General features: G+C 69.7%; 16 protein-coding genes and 1 tRNA gene. 8 read left to right on the top strand and 9 right to left on the bottom strand.

Annotated elements, in window-relative coordinates:
- Positions 1-60: 60 nt before the first annotated feature.
- Entirely contained in the window at positions 61-744 is a 684-nt protein-coding gene (locus EL493_RS12525; RefSeq protein ID WP_019045968.1) for a hypothetical protein, read from the bottom strand.
- A gap of 40 nt (positions 745-784) precedes the next feature.
- Here EL493_RS12525 and EL493_RS12520 point away from each other — a divergent pair, with 40 nt between their 5' ends.
- Positions 785-1,405 (top strand): TetR/AcrR family transcriptional regulator, encoded by a 621-nt coding sequence (locus EL493_RS12520; RefSeq protein ID WP_019045967.1) that lies wholly within the window; start codon positions 785-787, stop codon positions 1,403-1,405.
- 7 nt (positions 1,406-1,412) lie between these two features.
- Here the strand turns inward: EL493_RS12520 and EL493_RS12515 are convergent, their stop codons facing one another.
- Positions 1,413-2,432, bottom strand: a complete 1,020-nt coding sequence (locus EL493_RS12515) for an aldo/keto reductase (protein ID WP_019045966.1) — start codon at positions 2,430-2,432, stop codon at positions 1,413-1,415.
- Between the two features lie 120 nt (positions 2,433-2,552).
- On the opposite strand from EL493_RS12515, the gene EL493_RS12510 reads away from it, so the two are divergent.
- Together EL493_RS12510 and EL493_RS12505 are read left to right on the top strand one after the other, a co-directional pair.
- Positions 2,553-3,128, top strand: a complete 576-nt coding sequence (locus EL493_RS12510; protein WP_019045965.1) for a TetR/AcrR family transcriptional regulator — start codon at positions 2,553-2,555, stop codon at positions 3,126-3,128.
- 78 nt (positions 3,129-3,206) lie between these two features.
- Positions 3,207-4,433, top strand: a complete 1,227-nt coding sequence (locus tag EL493_RS12505; protein ID WP_019045964.1) for an NAD(P)/FAD-dependent oxidoreductase — start codon at positions 3,207-3,209, stop codon at positions 4,431-4,433.
- On the opposite strand, the gene EL493_RS12500 is transcribed toward EL493_RS12505, so the two are convergent.
- Together EL493_RS12500 and EL493_RS12495 are read right to left on the bottom strand one after the other, a co-directional pair.
- Positions 4,417-6,120, bottom strand: coding sequence for an ABC transporter ATP-binding protein (locus EL493_RS12500; protein ID WP_019045963.1), 1,704 nt, complete (start codon positions 6,118-6,120; stop codon positions 4,417-4,419). The two genes, EL493_RS12505 and EL493_RS12500, sit on opposite strands and share 17 nt — an antisense overlap.
- Positions 6,121-6,140: 20 nt before the next feature.
- Positions 6,141-7,904: an ABC transporter ATP-binding protein gene (locus EL493_RS12495; RefSeq protein WP_019045962.1), complete on the bottom strand. Its 1,764-nt coding sequence runs from the start codon at positions 7,902-7,904 to the stop codon at positions 6,141-6,143.
- Positions 7,905-8,049: 145 nt separating this feature from the next.
- Between EL493_RS12495 and EL493_RS12490 the strand changes: the two genes are divergently transcribed.
- Entirely contained in the window at positions 8,050-8,637 is a 588-nt protein-coding gene (locus tag EL493_RS12490) for a TetR/AcrR family transcriptional regulator (protein WP_019045961.1), read from the top strand.
- 22 nt (positions 8,638-8,659) lie between these two features.
- On the opposite strand, the gene EL493_RS12485 is transcribed toward EL493_RS12490, so the two are convergent.
- The gene (locus tag EL493_RS12485; RefSeq protein ID WP_019045960.1) at positions 8,660-9,877 is read right to left on the bottom strand and encodes an oxygenase MpaB family protein; all 1,218 of its coding nucleotides are present in this window, start codon (positions 9,875-9,877) and stop codon (positions 8,660-8,662) included.
- A gap of 77 nt (positions 9,878-9,954) precedes the next feature.
- Between EL493_RS12485 and EL493_RS12480 the strand changes: the two genes are divergently transcribed.
- Together EL493_RS12480 and EL493_RS12475 are read left to right on the top strand one after the other, a co-directional pair.
- Entirely contained in the window at positions 9,955-10,617 is a 663-nt protein-coding gene (locus tag EL493_RS12480; protein ID WP_022567245.1) for a TetR/AcrR family transcriptional regulator, read from the top strand.
- 149 nt (positions 10,618-10,766) lie between these two features.
- The gene (locus tag EL493_RS12475; protein WP_019045958.1) at positions 10,767-11,189 is read left to right on the top strand and encodes a hypothetical protein; all 423 of its coding nucleotides are present in this window, start codon (positions 10,767-10,769) and stop codon (positions 11,187-11,189) included.
- 360 nt (positions 11,190-11,549) lie between these two features.
- On the opposite strand, the gene EL493_RS12470 is transcribed toward EL493_RS12475, so the two are convergent.
- The 3 genes from EL493_RS12470 to EL493_RS12460 form a co-directional block, all read right to left on the bottom strand.
- A complete protein-coding gene (locus tag EL493_RS12470; protein WP_126405681.1) occupies positions 11,550-12,647 on the bottom strand; it encodes a competence protein CoiA family protein in 1,098 nt (365 codons plus the stop codon).
- A 505-nt stretch (positions 12,648-13,152) separates the two neighbouring features.
- Positions 13,153-13,226, bottom strand: a tRNA-Ile gene (locus EL493_RS12465).
- Positions 13,227-13,638: 412 nt separating this feature from the next.
- Positions 13,639-14,637: a zinc-binding dehydrogenase gene (locus EL493_RS12460; RefSeq protein WP_019045956.1), complete on the bottom strand. Its 999-nt coding sequence runs from the start codon at positions 14,635-14,637 to the stop codon at positions 13,639-13,641.
- Positions 14,638-14,714: 77 nt separating this feature from the next.
- Between EL493_RS12460 and EL493_RS32705 the strand changes: the two genes are divergently transcribed.
- Complete coding sequence (locus EL493_RS32705) at positions 14,715-15,119, top strand: hypothetical protein (protein WP_019045955.1); 405 nt, start codon at positions 14,715-14,717, stop codon at positions 15,117-15,119.
- A 60-nt stretch (positions 15,120-15,179) separates the two neighbouring features.
- Positions 15,180-15,683: a glycine-rich domain-containing protein gene (locus EL493_RS12450; protein WP_019045954.1), complete on the top strand. Its 504-nt coding sequence runs from the start codon at positions 15,180-15,182 to the stop codon at positions 15,681-15,683.
- A gap of 6 nt (positions 15,684-15,689) precedes the next feature.
- Here the strand turns inward: EL493_RS12450 and EL493_RS12445 are convergent, their stop codons facing one another.
- A complete protein-coding gene (locus EL493_RS12445; protein WP_019045953.1) occupies positions 15,690-17,462 on the bottom strand; it encodes an SDR family oxidoreductase in 1,773 nt (590 codons plus the stop codon).
- Between the last annotated feature and the right edge of the window lie 7 nt (positions 17,463-17,469).

Genomic DNA, 17,469 nt, shown 5'->3' with positions numbered 1-17,469 from the left:
AGTCCAGCCGTGCCCACACCCTAGGTCCACGGGCCGACGTTTGCCGGACGATGCGCAGGTTCAGGGCCGCTGAACAGCAGGCGACGGGGTGCCACGGACCAGTGCGATGCCGTAGGCCACGAACCAGACGACCCACAGCAGCCAGCCCGACAGCCCGACCCATCCGAGCGTCCCCGGACCATCGATGACCCAGGGCGTCAGGACTGCGCCAGCGAATTGCATTGCGGTGGCGAGGAATCCGATAGCGGCATGCCAGGTCCGAACCAGGCCACCCACCTTGCCCGCCAGCGTGAACCCGACGAGGGCGAGCGCGAGGAAAGTGCCGTTGAGCGCGAGCAGCGCGTCCTGCAGCACCCACAGCGCGGGCACCGCGCCGGCGGCGGTCGAGAGCGCGTAGCGCAGGCCGACGATCACGGTGAAGGTGGCGTTCTGCAAGAGGAGGCCGGCGAACCCGACCATCGACCAGCCGGTGCCGATATCCCGTTCCGTCGATCGCAGCGTCGCGAGCACGCCAGCGCCAAACAGCACGGCGCAGAACCAGGCCGCCGGGGTCAGCGCCAGAGCGGGCGACACGAGATCACGGTGGTCCTGGAAGAAGGTGACCGCTTGGTCGGCATCGGTGCCGGGTTTCGGTAGGCCGGCGGGCACCAGGATGAGATTCGCGCCGACGATGACCAGGGCGAACCCGATTCCGGCAAGACCCGCGAGGCGCCGAAATCCTTCCCCTTCGGGTTTATCTGTCATATTTTGAATATAGGTACCGTAAACCGAAAGAGGAACCCCCGTGTCCAGCGATCAGCCCCGCCGCCGCTACGAGTCGCTTCGCCGCACTCTGCAGGCCGAGGCGACCAGCGCCGAAATCGCCCGGGCCGCGCGCCGTCTGTTCGTCGCGCGGGGCTGGGCGGCGACCACGATTCGCGAAGTCGCCAGGGAAGCAGGCGTTTCCGTGCCCACCGTGTACGCCGCCTACGGCAACAAGACCGGCTTGGTGCAGGCCATCGTCGACGCCGCCGACCTGTCGGCCGACGCCCCGCGGATGCTCGCCGAGCTGGAGGCGGCGGCCGGCGACCCGACCCGCCAGCTCGCCGCCATGTCGGCCTACGACCGCCGCCTGTTCGAGCGCGCCGACGACGTGATCACCCTGGTCCGTGAGGCAGGCCGGACCGAACCCGAGCTGGCCACCACCTACATCGACGCCCGTCGTCGCGCCGACGACATCCGCGTCGAGATCTTCTCCGCATGGCCCGCGGGCACCCTGCGCGAGGACCTCACCACCTCCGTCGACATCTACGCCACCCTGTGCACCATCGACGTCTTCACCACCCTCACCGCCGAACGCGGCTGGTCGCCCGACCGGGTCGAGAACTGGTGGGCCGCCGTCCTGCCCCGCGAACTCCTGGCCTGATCCGCTGTCAGCGGCGGCGCAGGGCGGGGTCGAGGAGAGACGGTGGGGTGTCGTGCTTTTCGTCGGGGGCGAGATCGGTGCCGGGAGTGACCACCTTGTCGATGGCGTCGAGGACGTCGGCGGGCAGAACGGTGTCGGCGGCGGACAACTGGGCGCGCAGGTGGTCGAGGGTGCGGGGGCCGATGATGGCGCTGGTGACGGCGGGGTGGGCGGTGGTGAAGCCGAGGGCCAGCTGGATCAGGGTCAGGCCGGCCTGGTCGGCGATGTCGGCCAGCTGTTCGACGGCAGCCAGTTTGGCCTGGTTGGCCGGGATGGTGGTGTCGAAACGGTGCGGCATGAGGGCGGCCCGGTTGGTGGTCATCGCGCGGTCGGCGCGGATCGCGCCCGACAGCCAGCCCGAGGCGAGCGGACTCCACACCAGCACCCCGAGCCCGTATTCCCGGGTGACCGGCAGGACGTGGGATTCGATGCCGCGCTGCAGGATCGAGTAGTTGGGCTGCTCGGTGACATAGCGGCCGAGACGATGTTCGCGCGCCGCCCACTGCGCCTGGACGATGCGGTACGCGGGGAAGGTCGAGGAACCGAAGTAGCGGATCTTGCCCGCGCGTTGCAGATCGGTCAGCGCCGACAGCGTCTCCTCGTCGCTGACGCTCGGGTCCCAGCGATGGATCTGGTACAGGTCCACGTGGTCGACGCCGAGGCGGCGCAGGCTGTCGTCGAGCGCGGTGACCAGCCAGCGACGCGAACCGCCGCGGTGATTGCGTTCCTCCCCCATCGGCATGCTCGCCTTGGTGGCCAGCACGATGTCGTCGCGGCGACCGGCAATGGCCTTGCCGACCACCTCCTCCGACGCGCCCTGCCCGTACATGTCGGCGGTGTCGATCAGGTTGACGCCCTCTTCGAGCGCCGCGTCGACGATGGCGGTCGCCTCGTCCTGGGTGGCGCCGCCGAGCCAGCCGAAATTCATCGCGCCGAGGACGAGGCTGCTGACCTGGACGCCGGTGCGGCCGAGGGTGCGGTACTGCATGACTGCTCCTCCGAGAGACTTGGTTCCGGACGTCCGATCTGACATCCTGAACAAAACGGAACAATGTTCCGCTATCAACATACGGAACATTGTTCCGCTTGCCAACCCTTCGGAGGTCCGGTGGTGCAGAACGACAGCGCGACGCCGCGCAAACGCGCCGACGCGCGGCGCAATCAGCAGTCGCTGCTCGACGCGGCCGCGGCGGCGTTCGTCGCCTCGGGCGTCGACGTGCCGGTGCGGGAGATCGCGGCGTCGGCGGGAGTCGGGGTCGGCACGATCTACCGGCATTTCCCGACCCGCGCCGATCTCATCGTCGCCGTCTACCGGCACCAGGTGGAGGCGTGCGCCGCGGCCGGTCCCGAACTGCTGGCGAGCAGCGCCTCCCCGCACGCGGCACTCGGCGCCTGGATCGAGCTGTTCGTCGACTTCCTCGGCACCAAACACGGTCTCGCCGAAGCGCTGCAGTCCGACGACGCCGCGTTCGAGACCCTGCACACATATTTCCTCGACCGTCTCCTGCCGGTCTGCGCCGAACTCCTCGACGCGGCCGCGGCGGCGGGCGAGATCACGCCGGGCACCGACCCGTACGAATTCCTGCGTGCCGTCGGCAACCTGTGCATCGGCGCGGGCGCCAATCCGCGCTATCAGCCCCGGCGGGTGGTCGCACTGCTGGTGCGGGGGTTACGCGCGCGGTGACCTGGCTCACGCCTCGTCACAAACCCCGGCCGGTCGGCGTCTTATGACCGAACCCCTGGTGCGGCTGAGGAGGCGCTCATGAGCGAGAAGATCGAAGTGGTCGTGGTCGGCGGCGGGTACGCGGGCGTGATGGCCGCGAACCGCCTGACCCAGCGCGATGACGTGGCGGTGACGGTGATCAATCCGCGAGGCAGCTTCGTCGAACGGATCCGGTTGCATCAGCTGGTCGGCGGCACCGACGACGCCGTCACCGGCTTCGATACCGTGCTGGCGCGCGGTGTCGAGCTGGTGGTCGACGCCGTGGACCTCATCGACGCCGGCAACCGGCGGGTGGAACTGTCCGGCGGCGCCGCGCTCGGCTACGACTACCTGATCTACGCGGTCGGCAGCGGCAGTGCCGAGCCCCGGGTACCAGGTGCGGCCGAATTCGCCTATCCGATAGCGAGTCTGGAACAGGCTCAGCGGCTGAGCACGACACTCGCCGCCGCACGGCAGGACGCCCCGGTGACGGTGGTCGGCGCGGGCCCGACCGGCATCGAGACCGCCGCCGAGCTGGCCGAGGCGGGTCGGCAGGTGACCCTGATCTGCGGCGACGTGCTCGGCCCCTACCTGCATCCGCGCGGCAGGCGCGCGGTCGCCCGCAAGCTGACCGCGCTCGGGGTGACCATCCTGGACGGCCCCGACGCGAAGGTCGTCGAGGTGACCCGCGAGACCGTGCGACTCAGCGGCGGCCACCGCGTGCGCAGCGCGGTGACCATCTGGACCGCCGGCTTCGGGGTGCCGCGGCTGGCCGCACACAGCGGCCTGCGCACCGATGCCGTCGGCCGCCTGCTCACCGACGAAACCCTGACCAGCGTGGACGACCCCCGCATCGTCGCCGCGGGCGATTCGGCGGCACCGTCGGATCTGCCGTTCCGGATGAGCTGCCAGGCGGCGGGCCCGCTGGGCGCGCACGCCGCCGACACCGTGCTGGCCCGGATCGCGGGCGCCATACCCGCGCCGGTGAACCTGGGTTTCGCCGGTCAGTGCATCAGCCTGGGCCGCGGTGGTGGGATCTTCCAGTTCGCGGCCAAGGACGACACCGCGAAGTGGTACCACCTGCGCGGCAGGCCGGGCGCCAAGCTCAAGGAGTTCGTCTGCGCCCACACCATCAAGCAGCTGGCCGACGAGGCCCGCACCCCGGGCAACCACACCTGGGCCGCAGACGCGGGACGAAAGCTGGTGCTGCAGAACCGGACCGGCGGCCCGACCCTGCCGCACACGGCGGAGCACGCGCGCACTCGGCCGACTATCGCCCCGCGGTGACGGCCCAGAAGTCGGCGTAGCGGCCACCGCGGTCGAGCAGTTCCCGATGGGTCCCCGTTTCGGCGATGCGGCCCTGGTCGACGAAGACGACCTGATCGGCGGTCTGCACGGTGCGCAGGCGGTGCGCCACCAGCACCACCGTGCGGCCCGCCATCAGCTGGTCGATGCCCTGGTGCACGGCGGCCTCGTTGACCGGGTCCAGCGCGGAGGTGACCTCGTCGAGCAGGACGACGGGCGCGTCCTTCAGCAGGGCACGCGCGATCGAAACCCGTTGGCGTTCACCGCCGGACAGCAGCGCACCACCCTCGCCGACCGCGGCGGACCAGCCGCCGGGGAGCCGCTCGATCACCTCGTCGAGGCGGGCCGCCGTCGCCGCCGCGCGCACCTCGGCGTCGGTGGCGTCGGGACGGCCGAGCCGGATGTTGTCCTCGATGGTGCCGTCGAACAGGTAGACCTGCTGGAAGACGATGGCGATCCGGTCCATCAGGGTCGCGGTGTCGATCTGGCGGACGTCGACACCGCCGAGGCGGACCGTTCCGGCGTGCACGTCGTGGAAGCGCGCGAGCAGCTGGAGCAAGGTGCTCTTGCCCGCGCCGGACGGGCCGACGATCGCGACCCGGTGGCCGGCGGGGACGGTCAGGCTCAGGTCGTCGACCACTGTGCGGTCGCCGTGCCGGAAGGTGACCGCGTCGAAGGCCAGGTCGTGGCTTTCGGGCCGGAGCGGGTGGGCGGGTTCTGGCAGCGGCTCGGTGCGCAGCAGGGTGTCGAGCCGGTCCAGCTGGGCGCGGGCGCTGCGCAGCTTGCCGCCGATCTCGGCCAGCGACAGCAGCGGATCGGCACAGCGCGCCGCCAGCACCAGGATCGCCAGCAGCTCGGCGGCCCCGAGGCGACCGCCCAGCGCCAGCCAGGCCCCCAGCGCCAGCAGCGCGGTGAACACCGCCTGCACCGCGAGGGTGAGCCCGAGGATGCCGGGCAGCGCCGCGAAGGCCGAGCGGCGCGCGGAGCGCTGGATGCCGTGCAGCGCGTCGTCGAGCAGGCCGAAGCGCTCGGTCGTGCGGCCGCCCGCTCGCAGGACCGGCTGGGCCTGCAGGTATTCGATGACCCGGCCCGCGGCCTGCCGGTCGCGCTCGTGGCGTTCGGTGTCGGCGGCGGCCGTCGCCCGCCCGGCCCGGGACTGGATCAGCACGACGAGTGGGACGGCGAGCAGCGCGGCCAGCCCGAGCCGCCAATCGAAGACCAGCATCACCACGACGATCGTCGCCGGTGTCACCGCGGCCGCTACGAACGGGGCGAGCAGATGCGCGATCACGCTCATCGCCTCGAGTACGCCCCGGCTGGCCAGCACCGACACCTCGCCGACCCGGTCGGGCCCGTACCAGCCGATGGGCAGCCGGGCCAGGTGATCGCCGAGCCGGTGATAGGTGCCGCGCAACAGGGTGGTGCCCGCGCGGAATCCGGCGAGGTCGCTGACATACCGCAGCACCGCGTAGCAGGCGACCGCACCGCCGAACCCGACCAGCCACGGCCGGGCGGCACCGGGATCGTCGCCGAACAATTCCCGCAGGACCGGGACCAGCAGGAGGTAGGACAGACCCTCCACGATCGCGGTGACCGTCATCAGCACGACCGTGCGCCGCACCGGGCCGGCGTACCGATTTCCGAGTACGCGCAACAGGATTCGGATCATCGTTCGTCTCCTCGCTGGGATCACCGGAATTCGGCGAAGGGGCCGTCGCCGGACAGCAGGTGGGCCGGAGCACCGCGCTCCACGATCACGCCGTCGGTCATCATGACGACGGTGTCGGCGTCGGCGATGGTTTCCAGCCGGTGCGCGATGACCAGCACGGTCCGGTCCCCGCGCAGGCCGGACAGGGTGTGCCGCACGGCCTGTTCGGTCTGCGGGTCGGCGAACGCGGTCGCCTCGTCGAGGACGAGGACCGGGGTGTCGGCCAGCAACGCGCGGGCGAGGGCGAGTCGCTGAGCCTCGCCGCCGGACAGCCTGGTTTCCTCGCCGAGCACCGTCTCGTAGCCGTGGGGCAAATCCAGGATCCGGTCGTGGATCCCGGCCAGCCGGGCGGCCCGCACCACCTGGTCGCGGTCCGCGTCCGGAACCGCCAGGGCGATGTTGTCGGCGACCGAGGCGCGCAGCAGCCGTACGTCCTGGAAGACGAACGACACCGTGCGGTAGAGCTCGCGGCTGCCGATCTCGCGCAGATCGACTCCGCCGAGGGTGATCGAGCCGTGCGTCGGATCGAAGAACCGGGGAAGTAGTTGCACGAGCGTCGATTTGCCGCTGCCGGACGGACCGACCAGCGCCGTCGTCGTGCCCGGTTCGAGCACCAGATCGATCCCACGTAGCACCTCGCGATCTGCGTCGTAGCCGAAACGGACGTCGCGCAGTTCCACGCGATGCCCCTGTGGCGCAACAGGATCCAACGGCTCGGGCAACGGCGCGACGGCCAGCACCGCCCGGATCCGGCCGACCGCGCGCCCCGCCGCCTGGAGATCGTCGAAGCCGTGCCCGAGCGCCGCGACCGGGGCGGTCAGCCCGAGGCCCAGCAGCAGGAACGGCAGCAGATCGACCGGTGCCAGCGAGCCGCCGGTGATCAGGAACGCACCGCCGACGAGGATCACCAGCAGCACGAACGGCGGCGACAGCACCAGCTGCATGCCCGCCGCGATCGGCGACAATCCGCGCGCCCAGCGCAGGAAGGTGTCGGCGAATTCGTCCACCGCCGTGCGGAATCGGCGGTGCGCGCGGTCACCGCCGCCGAAGGCTTTCACCACGGCGATGCCCTGCACGAACTCCACCACCGCGTCGGCGATCCGGCCCAGCGCGGCATCGAAATCGGCCTGCTCGCGTTGCCGGGTGGGCGTCATCATGAGCGGCACCAGCAGCACCGCCAGCAGGACCGGGACGAGCGCGATCAGGGTCAGCCGCCAGTCGACGGTGAGCAGGTAGACCAGTGAAACCAGCGGCACCACGAAGGCCGCGACCAGTTCGCCGGGCGCGTGCGCGAGGAATGGATGCACCGCGCTCACGTCCTCCCCGACCACCTTGGCCAGTTCTCCGGTGCGGCGCCGGGAGAACCAGCCGATCGGCACCCGGCCCAGCTGGGTGGCCAGCAGCCGGCGCAGCGACAGCTGCACCCGGCCGTCGAGCAGATGCCCGAGCCCGGCCGAGGCTGTGGTGAACAGCAGTTTCACCAGGAGGCCGAGGGCGCCGAAAGCTACCGCCGACCAGACGCGGCCCTCATCGATCGGGCCGGGCGCCAGCACCGCGCGGCCCAGCTCGACCACCGCGAGCAACGGCGCCAGCCCGGCGACGGCGCCGACGATCTGCAAGGCCACGACCACGGCGAATCCGCCTGCGTGAGGACGGAGCAGGACCCCGAGTCCCGGCGCGGCGGGGACGGGATCCGGTGGCGGCGCGGTTCGCTTCGGCGCCACGGCCAGGTCGGTGGTGGTCATCGCTCTCCCTCTCCCGGTGACACCCGAGCGGCGTTTGAGAAAGTCACTTTCTCTAGAGAGTGACTGTAGGGATCGATTTTCAGACAGTCAATGTCTGAAAGACAGCAATGGTCCAGAGACAGTCACTATCTGATAACCTGCCCGCATGTCCGGACTTCGCGAACGCTGGCGGCGCAAGGCCGTGCACACCATCCAGGAACGTGCCCTGGACCTGTTCGACGAGAAGGGGTTCGGCGCCGTCACCATCGACGAGATCGCCGCCGCCGCCGAGGTCTCGCCGTCGACGGTCTACCGCCTGTTCGGCACGAAGGAAGGGATCATCGTCGCCGACGAGTTCGACACTTTGAGCGCGGAGGAGATCGGCGCGATGGTCGACCCGCACGACCCCATCGCGAGCCTGCTGCGGTCGGTCCGCACCGACGAGGCGGCCCCGGCCGAAGCGCCCGAACAGGGGCCGTGGCGGCGCGTGCGGTATCACTTCACCGAGCCCTCGGTCCGGATGGCCGCGTGCGCGTCCGCCGACCGGACCGCGCAGCGCTTGATGCCGCTCATCGCGTCCACCGGAAAGCTCACCGAGACGCAGGCGCGGGTCGCCGCGAACGCCCTGGCCTTCGGCTATTTCGCCGCTCTCGAGCAGTGGTATCTCGACGGCGGCGAGCGGCCCGTCGCCGACTATGTCGAGGACGGGCTGCGCCCGCTGCGCGCCATCTGGCCCGTCGCCGGCGATCGTTGAGCACCGGGACGCCGGGGCGGCGTCAGGCGCTCTTCGCCAGGTGCTCGGCCGCCGCGCCGAGTGTCGCGTGACCGTCGGTCAGCGTCCGCAGGAAGGCGGCGTTCTCCCGATCGCCCCGCGCCGCCGCGCGATGCATCCCGCCGGGCAGGGCGTAGGCGGCGACGGATCTGCTCAGGTTGATCGGCAGGCGCAGTAGCGGATACCACGGGAGGACGAAGGGCGACAGGCCCAGCCTGCGCATGGCCCCGGGGCCGAGGACGGTGGCGGTGACCGACAGGTGCGCCGAGCGCGCGATCCGCCTGCGCACCTGCGGGAACCGGTCGTAGTGCCAGCTCAGCGGGTCGTCGACCATCGGCGCGGCCAGGCGCCGCGTGGTCTCGTCGGCCGCCGCCAGCGCGGCGGTGGTGTGGTAGAGCACGCGGACCGCGTCGGCGAAGGACGTGGGCAGGAACCGCTCGTCGACGCCGATGAGCCAGCCCGTGTACCGGGTGAGGTGCGCGACGGCCTCGAGATCGGCGCGCGGGAGCAGCCTGCCCATTCCCAACCCGCCGACGACCGGCACGATGAGCGCGCCGACCAGCGTCGCGGCCATGTCTGTCTGGTTCACCGGCAGACCCCACCGCTCCGGTCGCCAGTCGGGCAGCCCGCTCACGTGCCGCCGCACGAACGCGTGGATCAACCGCACGCGCAGGGTGGATCGATACCCGGTGCCGAAGTGCCGCAGACCGTCCCGCGAGGCGACGTCCAGCCCCCACTGCATCGTCTCGGCGAAGCGTGCGTTGGACCCCTTCTCCAGCGCGCCGGTGCGCAGCAGGGTCTGATTGAAACCGGCGAATTGATAGCCGCCCAGCAGCGCCACATCTCGCGCGACATACATGCCGTCGGCGCCGAGGCCACGCATGACCAGCGCGGCCCGCGCGAGCTCGTCCTCGTCGACCCAGTCCGGGGTCGCCTCGATTCCGGCGAAGAACTGCCGCAACGGTTCCGGCGGCGCGTCCAGTGCGTCGACCCCCTCCGCCAGCGCCTGCTCGAACAGCGGCCGGGCCGTGCGCATCCCGACCTGATACATCCACTCGACCAGCCGATCCATCGGCTCGTCCCCGACCGTCAGCAGCTCGCCCAGCTGCCGGAACTGCGCGGAGTCGGGCCCACGCACTCCGAGCGTGAAGGCCAGGGCGCGGACCACCCCGGGCACCGGTTGGGGCTGCGCGGGATGCCGCGACGGCACGGACTGGGACATGACGACTCCTCGTTGAGCATCAAATCAAAGTGGATAACATGCGTTATCCAAACTAGGGCGGCAGTATCGTGGTGTCAATGTCCCGAACCGAGGTTGTGCGCGACTACGGCGGTCGCAGCGCCGACACCCGCCGCGACGAGCGCCGTCGCAAACTGCTCACCGCCGCCCGGCAGATCTGGGGGGAGTCCGGCATCGGCCAGGTCACCGTGCGCGGCGTCTGCACCGCCGCCGGCCTGACCCCGCGCTACTTCTACGAGCACTTCACCGATCGCGAGAAGCTGATCGTCCAGGTCGCCGAGGACGCGCGCACCGAGGTACTCGATCTCCTGGTCGGCACCAGCCTGGCCACCCCCGGCCGCCTGCGCCCCAAACTGCTCGCGGCCCTCACCGCCCTGTTCGAACTCCTCGCCACCGACCGCACCCTGCACCGGATCGTCGCCGACTGGGCCACCGCCGAGCCATTGGTCCAGATGCGCAACGAAACCCTCGACCAGCTCACCGAATTGGTGCTGACCCACGGCACCGGCCTGCTCGACATCGACCTTCCCGGCGCCGCCGACATCCGGCGCGGCGCGCTGTTCACCGTCGGCGGCGTCTCGATGGTTCTCGATCACTGGCTCCGCGACCCCACCGAGTCGGCCCCCGATTTGGCCCGCCAATGCACGAATCTGTGCCTGGCCGCCATCAACGGCTTCGGAGCCCCCGACCCGCGGCCCTCGACACCTGTCGACAACACCTGAGATCCCTACTCACCGACGACTCCCCGCAGCGGCAAGACCTGGCTTTTCGGGGTACCGACCCCACGAAAACTGTGGAACGCTACCGCTTCACGAGGGTTCCCGGGCGATCGCCGGAACCGACCACTCCGAGGCGAAGGACCACCGAACCCATGCGAATCGCAGGACTCACCGCCCTCGCGGCGGGCGCACTCGCCATCCCGGCCATCCTGTCCCCCGCCGCCTCGGCGGAGGTCGAAGACATCACCATCTACGCCTGGGGCAACAGCGAAATGCCCGTCGCCTGCGACTACGTGGGCGCCAACTGCTCCCTCATGGCCCGCATGTTCGGCCCCGACTACGCCCTACCCGCCACCGTCACGATCAACGGCCAGGAACTCACTTCCCTCGAACGCCTGGACTACCCGGACCGCGAGCGCAGCGCCCTCCGCGGCACCTGGCGCCCACCGGCCAAGGGCACCTACACCATCGTCGCCACCCAGGGCCCCTCCACCAAAACCCTTGTCCTCGAAATCACCGGCGACCCCCAACTCGACACCGGCTCCGCCGCACTCTTCCCCACCGGCTCCCACTGACCGACGAGGGCGGCGCGACCGACCGGCCCCAGGCGCCTCCGCATGGTCTGCGGAGCCTGGGCCGACGCTTCGCCAGCCTTCCTCACGACAGCGTCAGTCGGTCCCGACGTCCGGTAGCAGCGGCACTATCAGACCGCGGGATTCGCCACACTCGACGTATGCACAGTGCAGGCACAGGACATGGTTGCCGGCCCCTGGGCTGTAGATGAATCCGCCGCGCTCCCGAACACCTTGCCGGCATCCGATGCACAGCGCGCCGAACTGGTTCAATTGCATTCGATCCTCCCGACCGGGCCAGTCTTGACGTCACATCGATATCCTCGGCACTCACATTCTGTCGATACCTAGGAATCAACAGAATCAGCAGAGCAGCAACGTCGCGCCAAGCACACTGCACAGAACGAGGAGGACGATGATCACGACCCGCCGACGCCTGAACTTCGACTGCAATCGACGCAACTCTGCGGTGACCTTGGTCAACGTTTCCTCGGCCGCCTGCAGTCGCTCGACCTTGTCTGCTCGGGCATCCTCGGCCTCGGCCAGGGCAGCCGTCAGGTCATCGCCCCGCTTCGTGAGTTCGACCCGCTCCTCGATCGCATGATCGATCGTGCGCGCCTGCCGGGCGATCGTCGCAGCATTTGATTTGATCGCATCCTCGGCAGTTTCGACCTGGTACCGGAGTCGGTCGCGCTCGCCGAGCGCGTCGGCGAGCTGACGGCTCTTCTTCACGATTTCGGCAGCCTGGTCGCGGGTGAGCGTTTCCCAGTCAGTCACGGTGGCCCATCCTGCGGTCGTAGGTGTGGTGTACGCCCAGGCAAGCTCACCTGGAGTACTCCAGTGCTGGAGGAAGCTGTCGAGCGGATAGTGACGGTCGGCCATCGCCAACCGATTCGTGCGTGCAGAGGTGCGTGGTGTGAGGAAACCGGATTGGATGCGGTAGCCGCCACCAGAACCCGTGCGTTTGAACTCACCGAGACTGACCGCGGGAATCTTCTCGATCCAATGGCGATGCCGCGTTACCCACAGGACCTGGTCGCACCCGGCAGCTCGAAGGCCCGCGGTTCGTTCCCGAGCCCGATCCGGAGCCAGGTTGCTCCACTGAATCTCGACGGCATAGGAGACACCATCCCTGGTCCCGTAGACATCGGGGTACTGGTCACCGATGCGAGGTTCCACCGCCACGTCGGCCAGCCCGAACGTCGCGAGACGATCGCAAGTCCATTGCTTGAGGCGAGCATGCTCGAACGTCTCGGAGACCTTGCCACCCGCCGGGATAGTCCCTGCTGGAGTGTTCTTCCCGTGGCGGACGAAGACGTTGCCAGTACTGCGGCGGTAGTACACCTCGACCGGGCACCTGCACAGCAGACAAGTCAGACCTTTTCGTCCCGACCACTCGGCGTAGGCTCCCTCGACCCGTACGTCGACCAGAGTGCCGTACTGACCACGCGCGGCCGTCATCTCAGTACCGAGGCATGTCAGCCCACCTGTTCCTGCCATCCCCTTCGTACCCCCTCTGGTGCGCCAATCAGGCTGAGTCCGAAGGTAACTCGACGCACTGACAAACTCGCCGAAAACGGCCGATGAGCCCCTTCGCCTACGAACTCTCGTTCGATGCGCTACGCCTGGGTGGTCGTGTTGGTGATGTCGGCGATGTCGGCGACCAACCAACCCGATCCTTGGTTTGCGCAACTCCCAGACCCAGCTCGACGGCGATGTCGCGGTACCGCCCGTTGTGGTAGATGCCGGTACAGCTGGTGTCGGTCTGGACCGAACTGCCCAAGCCTCGCACCACGTCGGCCGACCGATCCTGAAGCGATAATGATCACTACATCCGTTACCTCGGGATGCCGGACTCGCAACCCCGTCCACGCCTTCTCGGTCGATAATCCATTGGCGCAGGTGCGCTGTACTGGATCAACACGACTGCAGCGAGACAGAGTATTCGCAGGTCATACGAGGAAAGTGGGGCGGGTGGGGCTCGAACCCACGACCAGCGGATTATGAGTCCGCGGCTCTAACCGACTGAGCTACCGCCCCTGGCCGCGGGTATCCCGCGCGCGTGTGGATGGTACCCGGTGCACTGCGGCGATGACCACTCGGTGAGGTCGAGGGTGGAGTGGGAGGTGGTAGTGGTCGGGATGCGGGGAAAGTGGGCCGGACAGTCGAACGGCGACCGGTCGCGCGTCCTTCGGGGGAAGGCGCGGCGACCGGTCGCCGTGTGGGGTGAGGAATCCGAATGCGGTACGCAGCTAAGCCTTTTCGACGTCACGCTGGCGCATCCGTGCTCGCACCTCGCGGTCGCGGTGTTCGACCCTGCCCCCGGGGTTGCTGGCGACCTTGATGACGCCGACTACCAACAACAGAACCGCCACTATCACCGCTATGACAATAAGTCCCTGCACACTATGAACTTAACGTGTATTCCGTTGCGGCGCTGAACAAGTTACAATCACGCGCCGATCGTCAAGAGGGTGCGGCCGAGGGCCGATCGACTCCCGATCACCGCGTGGGCGCGGGCCACCTCCGCGAGCGGGAACGTCTGTCCGATGACCACATTCAGCCTGCCTGCGGCCACTTCCGCCTGGGCACGCAGGGCGATCTCGGACCAGTCGACATCCCCGGCCACGAGGTCGAACAGTCCGGTCACGGTGACCCCGTGAGCGGCTGCGGCCGCTGTGTCAATGTCAGCGAAATCACCTGCGGCAGAACCATATCCGAGGAATTTTCCGTTGTCGGCGGTGGCGGTGAGCGCCTGTCCGCCGAGGGCGCCGCCCGCGCCGTCGAAGACGACGTCGGCTCCCCCGCCGGTGATCTCCCTGACCCGCGCGGCCCAGTCCGCCGCGGAGTAGTCGACCACGGCGGTCGCGCCGAGCCGCTCAGCGAGCGCGAGTTTGTCCGCGCCGCGCGCGGCGGCGACCACCTTGGCGCCCGCGGCGACCGACAGCTGGGTGAGCAGGGTGCCGAGGCCGCCCGCGGCGGCGGTGATCAGCACCCACGAATCGGGTTGCACCCCGGCGTGATCGAACACGGCGAAGGCGGTGCGGCCGTCGTGGGCGAGCGCGACGGCCTGCTCGGTGCTCAGCCCGTCGGGGATCTCGACCAGGGTGTCGGCCTTGGCCAGGGACTGTTCGGCGTAGCCGCCGATCGGCAGGCCGCCGCCGACACCACTGGCCGCGGTCTGGGTGACGACGCGCGTGCCGAGCCGACTCGGATCGACCTCGGCGCCGATCGCGGACACGACGCCGCCGATCGCGCCGCCGGGCACATACGGCAGGCTCAGTGGGAAGTAGTCCTGGCCCCACCCGCTGCGCAACCGGGTGTCGAGGAACATCACGTCGGCCACCTCGACGTCGACGACCACTTCCCCCGGCCCCGGCTGCGGCGTGGGCAGATCCCGCACCTCGAGCACTTCTGGACCACCGAATTCCTTGACCTGCACCGCACGCATAGCGACTCCCTCGTGGTGTTCACCGGACGCGTCCAGCATGAAACCTCGAGGCGAGTTCAGGTCAATGGTGCTGCGATGTGGATCACACCGATCAGGAACCGCCGCCGCAGCTGCTGCCACCGCCACAGCTGCTGCTACTGCCGGAACTGCAACTGCTGCTGCTCCCACCACCACAGCTGCTGCTGGACCCGCCGCCGCAACTGCTGCTCGACCCGCCACCGCAGCCGCTGTTCGCGGCGCAACCACCGGAACTGTCGCCCGACCCCGCGCACCCCGAACCGGTCCACGGATGCCCGGGCGACGCGTCGAAGAACCCGGTGGTCCCGGCCGCACCCGCGGTCCAGCGCGGGTCCAGCGGACGATCGACGCGGGGCGGGCTCAGTTTGCGGATCAGCACCACGATGGTGGTCACCAGGATCCCGACGCCGAGCACCAGGAACGCGAGCACGATCAACAGCATGGACAGCATGTCAGCAGGCTAACCGGCGCGGTCGTCCCGAGCAGCACGTCCGGGCGACGGCCCAGGGGCTTACAGTGAAATCGTGGCGCTCTCGTTCCTCCGACGCGGTCAGCGACCGGTCGATCTCACCGCGGTCGACCGAGCCGTGGCAGACCTGACCTTTCCCGACGCGATCTTCAAGACCTGCCCGTGGCAGCCGCGGGATCTGGTGGAAACCGGTCTGCGCCAATGGTTGCGCTGCTGCGGCGCGGCCATGCGCGACGACCAGGTGATCGGGATGCCCTCGCACGCCGTCGACGAGGCCTGGCACGGCTTCATCCTGTGCACCCAGCAGTACGCGCGTTTCTGCGCCGACGCGTACGGCCGGTTCCTGCACCACTTCCCCGACGGGGCCGGCGACAGCGCACCCGACCACGGGTCGATGATCGACCAGCTCGGCCGCACCGTGGTGGCCTGGTCGATGGTGGCCGCGCCCGGCGAGGAGTGCGTGCTGTGGGATCTGGACCGCCAGGTCGGGGTGGAGCAGCCGTGGGGCGTGGACGCCCGGCACGTCGCCGCCGTTCAGGAGCGACTGCGCCGGGCGTGACCGCCGTCAGACCAGCTTCATCCGGCGGGCCGCGAACCTGACCGCACCGGGGGCGATCCGGTTGATCCGGTACTGCACCCACGATTCCGGCGTCACCGGGACGATGTCGCGACCGCTGCGCACCGCCTTGACGATCTGCGCGGCGACCTTGTCGGGGGTGTAGCCGCGCCGCTCGTAGAGCTTGTCGAACTTGCGCTGCGTGGCCGCCTCCTCCTCGGCGGAGACACCCGCGAAGTGGGTGGTGGCGACGATATTGGTGTGCACGATGCCGGGGCACACGGTCGAGACCGAGATGCCGCGGTCGGCCAGCTCGGCGCGCAGGCAGTCGGAGAACATGAACACCGCCGACTTGCTGGTGGCGTAGGCGGCCATGTCGCGCTGTGGGCTGTAGGCGGCCATGCTCGACAGGTTCACGATGTGCCCGCCCAGGCCGCGCTCGGCCATCGCGGCGCCGAAGGCACGGCAGCCGTTGACCACACCGCCGAGGTTGATCCGCAGCACCCGGTCGAACTCCGCCGAGGTGGTGTCGAGGAAACTGCCCGCCTGGCCGACGCCGGCGTTGTTGATCAAGATGTCGGGCACGCCGTGGGCGGCGATCACCGCGTCGGCGTGCGCGCGCACCGCGGCCTCGTCGGACACGTCGAGCGAATAGGCGTGCGCCACACCGCCGACGGCGGCGATCTGCTCGGCGGTCTCCTTGGCCGCGTTCTCGTTCACGTCCGAGACCACCAGCTCGGCGCCGAGCCGGGCGAAGGCCAGCGCGGTCTCGCGGCCGATGCCGCTGCCGGCGCCGGTGATCACCACCAGCTGGTTCTCGAATTCCTTCCTGGTCCGGCCCACCTCGGCGCGGGCGAGCCCACGCGGCACGGCCGCGCCCGCGAGCGCGTCGATGAGTTCGGTGGTGGCGGTGGCCAGCAGTTCCGGATGCGAGAACGGCATCCAGTGTCCGGCGGGCACGTCGCGACGCCACAGCCGCGCGGTCCACTTGCGCGAGTCGTCGTAGCCCGCGGGCCGCACGGCGACGTCGCGCCCGGCCACGATCAGCTGCACCGGCACCTCGGTGCGGCGTTCACGCGGGGACAGCATGCGCTGCACGATGTTCGCGCGGTAGATGAGCAGTCCGTCGACCATGTCGCGGCGGAAGGTCGGGCCGAGCACCACATTGGACGGGGCGGTGTCGTTCATGAGGGCGACGGCGCGCTGCCACACCTTCTCGGTGCCGATGGCGCTGAAGGTGGCGCGCGGCAGCACCGGGGTCATGAAGAACGCGGTGTAGGCCGAGGACAGCGCCTGGGTCACCGGCTGCCAGATGTTGCGCGGGGTGGGGCGCGAGAGCCGGTCCCGGACCCAGGCGGCCAGGTGGTCGAGGTTGGGACCCGACACCGAGGTGAACGAGGCGACCCGCTCGGCGGCCTGCGGCTCGCACACGGCCTCCCACACCTGCACCGAACCCCAGTCGTGGGCCAGCACGTGCACGGGACGGTCCGGGCTCACGGCGTCGACGACGGCGTAGAAGTCGCGGGCGAGCTCGTCGAGGCGGAAGTCGGCGGTGCGCTGGGTGCGGGTGGACTCGCCGTGACCGCGGGTGTCGTAGGCGACCACGTGGAAACGCTGGGCCAGCAGCGGAATCACCTTGTCCCACAGGTGATGGGTGTCGGGCCAGCCGTGCACGAGCACGACGGTGTCGGCGGCGGCGTCACCGTATTCGAACACGGCCAGCTCGAAATCGCCGTTGCGGACTGTGCGCCGGTTGGCGGGTGCGAGGGTGTCGGTGGTCATGTGCGGA

The sequence above is a fragment of the Nocardia asteroides genome (genome assembly GCF_900637185.1).
Taxonomy (GTDB): Bacteria; Actinomycetota; Actinomycetes; order Mycobacteriales; family Mycobacteriaceae; genus Nocardia; species Nocardia asteroides.
Note: the sequence above shows the minus strand (reverse complement) of the source record. Positions and strands in the feature narration are given on the sequence as shown.